Origin of the sequence: Citrobacter sp. wls718, from assembly GCF_005280945.1 — a bacterium.
Taxonomy (GTDB): Bacteria; Pseudomonadota; Gammaproteobacteria; order Enterobacterales; family Enterobacteriaceae; genus Citrobacter; species Citrobacter gillenii.
This window is the reverse complement of the sequence record NZ_SZWV01000043.1, coordinates 73,999-76,324: the sequence shown is the minus strand read 5'-3', so window position 1 is coordinate 76,324 and position 2,326 is coordinate 73,999. Positions and strand designations below refer to the sequence as shown.

1 protein-coding gene and 1 pseudogene are annotated in these 2,326 nt (G+C 47.6%); both read left to right on the top strand.

Annotated elements, in window-relative coordinates:
* Nucleotides 1-646, top strand: a 646-nt coding sequence (locus tag FDW95_RS08465) for a primase-like DNA-binding domain-containing protein (protein ID WP_249358984.1), incomplete at its 5' end; no start/stop codon positions are given.
* A gap of 746 nt (nt 647-1,392) precedes the next feature.
* Nucleotides 1,393-2,326, top strand: a pseudogene (locus FDW95_RS08460) (integrase arm-type DNA-binding domain-containing protein); the annotation flags it as partial.

Below are 2,326 nucleotides of genomic sequence, written 5' to 3'. Positions count from 1 at the left end.
CATTACCGGCGGCGATGCGGTCTCGGTTGACCCGAAATATCAGAACCCGTACTCAACACATATTCCGGCGGTGATTCTGGCCGTGAACAATAACCCGATGCGCTTCACCGACCGCAGCGGCGGCGTCTCCCGTCGCCGGGTGATTATTCATTTCCCGGAGCAGATTGCCCCGGAGGAACGCGACCCGCAGCTCAGGGATAAAATCGCCCGCGAGCTGGCCGTCATTGTGCGCCAGCTTATGCAGAAATTCAGCGACCCGATGACTGCACGCGCACTGCTCCAGTCGCAGCAGAATTCCGACGAGGCGCTCAACATCAAGCGCGATGCTGACCCGACGTTTGATTTTTGCGGCTATCTGGAAATGCTCCCGCAGACCAACGGGATGTTTATGGGGAATGCCAGCATCATCCCGCGTAATTATCGTAAATATCTCTATCACGCGTATCTGGCCTATATGGAGGCTAACGGCTACAGGAACGTGCTCAGCCTTAAAATGTTCGGGCTGGGGCTGCCCATGATGCTGAAAGAGTACGGCCTGAATTATGAGAAGCGACACACAAAGCAGGGGATACAAACCAACCTGTCGCTGAAAGAGGAAAGCTACGGCGACTGGCTGCCGAAGTGCGACGAACCCGCAGCAACATAACCTCACTCAGACCGGCAACAGCCGGTCTTTTCCTTTCTGGCCATTGCCACAGGGTGAACAATCCACTGTTCACCCTTCACCGTATATTCACCCTGTATCACCATGAAATTATTGATAAAAAACCAGCGGTGAACAGTGTGAACAATAAAACCTGAAAAAACTTTTTATCACCCTGCGCATCGCCTGAGCGGGCGGTTCCAGAACGAGCACAAATCACAAAGGTGAAGAGTCGACTGTTCACTCTTCACTAACCATTCACCACTTATCGTTATGATATTAAAAAGAAAAATGAAAAGGTGAACAGTGTGAACAGTTATATGGAAAAAAAGAATTTTACTGATGTTCAATATTACCCCGGTTAGGATCCGTATATCGGAACCTAACCGATGGGGAAAATATCAATTTCCTTTTGAATACCAATCAGTTGTGAACTTAAGGGGCTTAAAAAACCATGGGGGCACAAAAGGGGGCACATAAACATGTATTCTTTTTTATTTTCTTTGTTTTCAGTTTATTACATTATGTTTTGAGTCCGGCCTTCGCACCATCGGAACATCAATAGACGTCAACGGACGTCTTTTTTTGTGCCTGAAATCCAGCATTCGCAAGACTTTCCTCGCTTTTTCAGTCAACCGACGTCAATCTGAGTTACCCCACATCAACATGCTTGTGAGTATAGAACCGAGTATATATGCTGGTTCGATATTGCTTATATACTCACGGCAGCATATGGAACGAATACCATCATGGCCCTGACTGATACAAAGGTGCGTGCGGCAAAATCCGAAGCAAAGGAATACTCGTTAGTAGATGGCGACGGCATGTTTTTACTGGTACACCCTAACGGCTCCAAATACTGGCGCTTTCGTTTCCGCTTTGGTGGTAAACAACATCTGATGGCTTTTGGTGTCTACCCCGAAACGTCACTGGCTGATGCTCGTCAAAAGAGGGAAGAGGCCAGAAGGCTTGTTGCTGCCGGTGTCGATCCTCGCGAACATAAGCGTGCAGTAAAAGAAGAACAGGCTAAAGAGGTCATCACTTTTGAATCTGTTGCCAGAGACTGGCACGCTAGCAATCGAAAGTGGTCTAAGTCACACAGTGCTCGGGTTCTTAAAAGTCTGGAAGATAATTTGTTCGATGCGATTGGTAAGCGAAATATCGCAGATTTAAAAACTCAAGACTTACTAAAGCCACTTAAAGCCGTAGAGATGTCTGGACGTCTTTAGGTGGCGGCGCGCCTTCAACAACGAACAACATCAATTATGCGATTTGCCGTACAGAGCGGTTTAATTGACTACAACCCTGCGCAAGAGATCGCTGGAGCGATTGCCACAGCTAAACGACAACATCGCGCCGCACTGGACTTTGATCGCATTCCTGAACTACTTCATCGAATTGATTCTTACACAGGCAGAACACTTACACGCTTAGCTGTGGAGCTGACGTTGTTAGTCTTCATTCGATCTAGTGAACTGCGTTTTGCTCGTTGGTCAGAAGTCGATTTTGACACTGCAAAGTGGACGATTCCGGGAGAACGTGAACCACTTGAAGGTGTTAAGCATTCACACCGAGGCTCAAAGATGCGGACTCCTCATCTTGTTCCTTTATCTCACCAAGCACTCGGTATTCTGAAAAAGATCAAAAGCTTGAGTGGAAACTGTGAGCTCATCTTCGTTGGTG